Source organism: Rhizobacter sp. P3_B12, assembly GCF_056402895.1.
The window spans coordinates 1-4432 of sequence record NZ_JBFUGN010000507.1 but is presented as its reverse complement, the minus strand read 5'-3'; the positions used below and the strand labels follow the sequence as shown (position 1 = coordinate 4432).

Sequence of the window (4432 nt, the reverse complement as noted above, 5' to 3'; positions counted from 1 at the left end):
AGGTAGTGCTGCGCGATGAAGGCTTCCAGCACCTGCACCTCGGGCGATGCGCGCTCGCTCTCCGCGTCGGCGCCGCCCGCGGCGCCGATCTCGGTCGCGTCCTCGACATGCGCCGGGAAATACGGCCGGTCGCCCAGGTGCCGCCCGCCGCGCACCATCGCGAGGTTGACGCAGGCGCGCCCGCCCTGCACCTTCACCGCGAGGATGTCGGCATCCTTGGTCGACACGCCGGTGTTGTCCTCGACCGACTGCTGGTGCAGCACCTTCGACAAGGCCCCGAGCTGGTTGCGGATCTCGGCCGCCTGCTCGAACTGCAGCGCCTCGGCGTGGGCCATCATCTGCGCCTGCAGGCCGTCCATCACCTCCTGCTGCTGGCCGAGCAGGAAGCGCTCGGCATTGGCCACGTCGCGCGCGTAGTCGTCGGCGGCGATGTAGTCGACGCAGGGCCCGGAACAGCGCTTGATCTGGTACAGCAGGCAGGGCCGCGTGCGGTTGTTGAAGACGGTGTCCTCGCAGGTGCGCAGGTGGAATACCTTCTGCAGCAGCTGGATCGATTCCTTCACCGCCCAGGCGCTCGGGTACGGCCCGAAGTAGCGGTGCTTGCGATCGACCGCGCCGCGGAAGTACGCCATGCGCGGGAACGCGTGCGAGACGATCTTCAGGTAGGGGTAGCTCTTGTCGTCGCGGAACAGGATGTTGTAGCGCGGGTTGAGCGTCTTGATCAGGTTGTTCTCGAGCAGCAGCGCCTCGGCTTCCGAGCGCACCACCGTCGTCTCCATCCGCACGATCTTGCTGATCATGTGGCCGATGCGCGTGCCGCCGTGGTTCTTCTGGAAGTAGCTCGAGACGCGCTTCTTCAGGTCGCGCGCCTTGCCGACGTAGAGCACGGCGTCGCTGGCGTCGAAATAGCGGTACACGCCCGGCAGCGCGGGCAGCGCCAGCACCTCGGCGAGCAGGCGCTCGCGGCCGGGGTCGGCAGGCGGCGCGGGGTCGGTGGGTTCTTCGGGCAACGACGTCGTCTCGTTCATCGGACACGATTGTGCCGCTGCCGATAATGGCGCGCATGCCGCACCTGCAATGGGATGTCTTCTGCCGCGTCGTCGACAACTTCGGCGACATCGGCGTGTGCTGGCGGCTCGCCGCCGACCTGGCCGCGCGCGGCGAGCGGGTGCGGCTGTGGGTCGACGATGCGCGCGCGCTCGCGTGGATGGCGCCGGGCGGTGCGGCCGGGGTCGAGCTGCATGCGTGGCCCGAGGCCGAGGACGACGCCCGGCCGATCGGCGACGTGGTGATCGAGGCCTTCGGGTGCGAGCTGCCGCCGGCGGTGCTGGTGCGGATTGCCGAAAGAGCGGCCGAAAGAGCGCCGGTGTGGATCAATCTCGAGTACCTGAGCGCCGAGGCCTACGTGGAGCGCAGCCACCGCCTGCGCTCGCCGCAGATGCACGGGCCGGCACGCGGCATGGGCAAGTGGTTCTTCTACCCCGGCTTCACGGCCGCCACCGGCGGGCTGCTGCGCGAGCCGGGGTTGATGGCGCAGCGCGAGGCCTTCGACCGCGCGGCGTGGCTGGCGGCGCAGCAGATCGCGCCGCGGCCCGGCGAGCAACTGGCCGCCCTGTTCTGCTACCGCGTGCCGTCGGCCGAGGCCTTGCTCGACGCCCTCGGCCCTCGGCCGACGCTGCTGCTGGTGCCCGGCACCGCGCCGCCGCTGGCCGGGCTGCCGGCGTCCATCCGGATGCAGTCCCTGCCCTACCTCGCGCAGGCCGATTTCGACCGGCTGCTGTGGGCCTGCGACCTGAATTTCGTGCGCGGCGAGGATTCGCTGGTCCGCGCGCTGTGGGCCGGCCGGCCGTTCATCTGGCAGATCTATCCGCAGGACGACGGCGTGCACGAGGCCAAGCTGCAGGCCTTCCTCGACCGCTTCGGCGCCACGCCGGACATCCGCGCCGCGTGGCGGGCCTGGAACGGCCTGCAAGACCCTGCCGGCTCCGGGCCCGATCGGGCGTCCTGGCAGGCGCAGTGCCTGAATTGGCGCCAAGCCTTGCTCGCGCAGACCGATCTCACCGGCCAGTTGCTGTCTTTCGTCGCCGAATCGCTATAAAATCGCCGGCTTTGCGCGTTCTGGGCCATTGGATATTCCGGCGCGCGCTGATCCAGCTCCGGCAACAGCTCCCACGGAAATCGTTATGAAAATCGCACAGGAAATTCGCGCAGGCAACGTGATCATGCACGACAAGAACCCGATGGTCGTGCTGAAGACCGAATACAGCCGCGGTGGCCGCAATGCCGCCACCGTGCGCATGAAGCTCAAGAGCCTCTTGAACAACTCGGGCACCGAAGTCGTGTTCAAGGCCGACGACAAGATGGACCAGATCATCCTCGACAAGAAGGAGTGCACCTACTCCTACTTCGCCGACCCGATGTACGCGTTCATGGACGCCGAATACAACCAGTTCGAGGTCGAGGCCGAGAACATGGGCGACGCGGTGCAGTACCTCGAAGACGCGATGCCCGTCGAAGTGGTGTTCTACGACGGCAAGGCGATCTCGGTCGAACTGCCGACCAGCCTGGTGCGCGAGATCACCTACACCGAGCCGGCCGTCAAGGGCGACACCTCGGGCAAGGTGCTGAAGCCGGCCAAGCTGGCCACCGGCTTCGAGGTCTCGGTCCCGCTGTTCGTCGAAACCGGCGACAAGATCGAAATCGACACCCGCACGCACGAGTACCGCAAGCGCGTCTGATCCACGCACGACGTCTCTCGCAAAGGGCACCCTCGGGTGCCCTTTTTGCTACCTGCTACCGTTCCTGACCATGGGTTCTGCCACCGGCTTCGACTTCAGCGCCGTCACCTCGCCGTTCCGGATGCAGCCCGGGCTGCGCCGGCTCGCGCCGGGCGCGCCGCAGCTGACGCCGTTGCGCCGGGGCGATGCGGCGCTGGGCGAGAAGCTGCTGGTGCTGCGCAAGTTCAGCCAGCAGGCCTTGCTGGCCGCGCCGGGCTTCGACGCCGCGCCCGCGTTGCGGGCCTTGTGCGAGCACGCGGCGGCCGAGCATCCCGCAGCCTGGCAACGCGGGGCCGATGGCCGGTGGCGAGCCCCGCTGCTGGGCTGGTCGGTGCTCGGTGACGAACTGCGGCTCGAAGCCGACCCCATGCCCGGCCTCGGCTCCTGCGTGAGCGCCCTGCCCGGCCCGTGGCGGCTGCCGGCGCTGCTGTGCCTCGCATTCGCCGAAGACTTCGCGGTCATCGATGGCGACAGCGCCCGCATCCCGTGGCTCGCGGTGTGCCTGCCGTCGAACTGGGCGCCCGAAGAGAAGGTCGGCCGGCACTTCGCCGAGGTGCACGCCCCGGTCGCCGACAACCAGCTGCTCGTCAACGCCGGCGAGCACCTCGCGCGGCTCGTCACGCAGCCCGATCGCTGGGAGCGCTTCGTCTGGACGATCACGCGGCACCCGCTGCTGCATGCCCACCCGCACCGCGTCGACCCGGCGCCGTGGTCGCCGACCGCCTCGGCCGACGAGCTCGCAGCGTGCGCCTTCTTCCGCACCGAGCACCAGACCTTCATCCCGGTGCCGGGCGTGCGCCAGGCGGTGTTCACGATCCGCGTCAGCCTCACGCCGCTCACGCAGGCGCTGGCCGACCCGGCGCAGGCCCGCCAGGTGCACGATGCGCTGTCGACGATGAGCCCTGCCGTGCTGGCCTACCGCGGCCTGACCGACGCGCGCGACCGCCTGCTGGACTGGCTCGCGCGGCGCGCCGCATGAACTCCCGCCCGATCGTGCCGGCGGAGCTCGGCTGGTCGCCCGAGGGGCTGCCGTTCTCGCCGCGCCATGGCGATGTCTACCACCCGCTCGCCGGCGCCGCGCAGCAGGCGCTGCACGTCTTCCTCGGCGGCAACCAGCTGCCGCAGCGCTGGCAGGGCCGTGCGCGCTTCGTCGTGCTGGAGACCGGGTTCGGCCTCGGCAACAACTTCCTCGCCACCTGGGATGCGTGGCGGCGCGATGCGCAGCGCTGCGACACGCTGGTCTTCATCTCGACCGAGCTGAACCCGCTGCGGCGCGAGGACCTGCAGCACATCCCGCGCGAGCCGCAATGGGCGCCGCTCGCGCCGCAGCTCGAAGCCGCCTGGCCGCCGTTGACGCCCAACCTGCACCGCCTCTCGTTCGAGGGCGGCCGCGTGCAGCTGCTGCTCGCGCTCGGCGACGCGCGCGACTGGCTGCCCGAGCTGGTGGCCGAGGTCGATGCGTTCTACCTCGACGGCTTCGCCCCCGCGCGCAACCCCGACGCCTGGGACAGCCGCCTGCTGAAGACCCTCGGCCGGCTGGCCGCCCCGGGCGCGACGGCCGCCACCTGGAGTTCCGCGCGCACGGTGCGCGACGGGCTGGTGACGGCCGGCTTCGAGGTGGAGCGGACGCCGGGGCGCGGCGGCAAGCGCGACAC

5 protein-coding genes are annotated in these 4432 nt (G+C 70.3%); 4 read left to right on the top strand and 1 reads right to left on the bottom strand.

The window, feature by feature from the left end:
- Positions 1 to 1028 (bottom strand): excinuclease ABC subunit UvrC (uvrC, locus tag AC1D01_RS22445; RefSeq protein ID WP_477870204.1); only part of this gene is annotated, 1028 nt, incomplete at its 3' end.
- Positions 1029 to 1054: 26 nt separating this feature from the next.
- On the opposite strand from uvrC, the gene earP reads away from it, so the two are divergent.
- From earP to mnmC2, 4 genes are all read left to right on the top strand, one after another.
- Positions 1055 to 2098 carry an elongation factor P maturation arginine rhamnosyltransferase EarP gene (earP, locus tag AC1D01_RS22440; protein ID WP_477870206.1) on the top strand — a complete coding sequence of 348 codons (1044 nt, stop codon included), beginning with the start codon at positions 1055 to 1057 and terminating at the stop codon, positions 2096 to 2098.
- An 85-nt stretch (positions 2099 to 2183) separates the two neighbouring features.
- Positions 2184 to 2738, top strand: a complete 555-nt coding sequence (gene efp, locus AC1D01_RS22435) for an elongation factor P (protein WP_047510896.1) — start codon at positions 2184 to 2186, stop codon at positions 2736 to 2738.
- 70 nt (positions 2739 to 2808) lie between these two features.
- Positions 2809 to 3756: a heme-dependent oxidative N-demethylase subunit alpha family protein gene (locus tag AC1D01_RS22430; RefSeq protein WP_477870202.1), complete on the top strand. Its 948-nt coding sequence runs from the start codon at positions 2809 to 2811 to the stop codon at positions 3754 to 3756.
- Positions 3753 to 4432, top strand: a 680-nt coding sequence (mnmC2, locus tag AC1D01_RS22425) for a tRNA (5-methylaminomethyl-2-thiouridine)(34)-methyltransferase MnmC2 (protein ID WP_477870200.1), incomplete at its 3' end; no start/stop codon positions are given. The genes AC1D01_RS22430 and mnmC2, both read left to right, overlap by 4 nt.

What these genes read in the sequence shown, in the direction of transcription:
- earP (WP_477870206.1), top strand. Translation starts at nt 1,055, where the DNA reads ATGGCGCGCATGCCGCACCTGCAATGGGATGTCTTCTGCCGCGTCGTC.
- AC1D01_RS22430 (WP_477870202.1), top strand. Translation starts at nt 2,809, where the DNA reads ATGGGTTCTGCCACCGGCTTCGACTTCAGCGCCGTCACCTCGCCGTTC.
- efp (WP_047510896.1), top strand. Translation starts at nt 2,184, where the DNA reads ATGAAAATCGCACAGGAAATTCGCGCAGGCAACGTGATCATGCACGAC.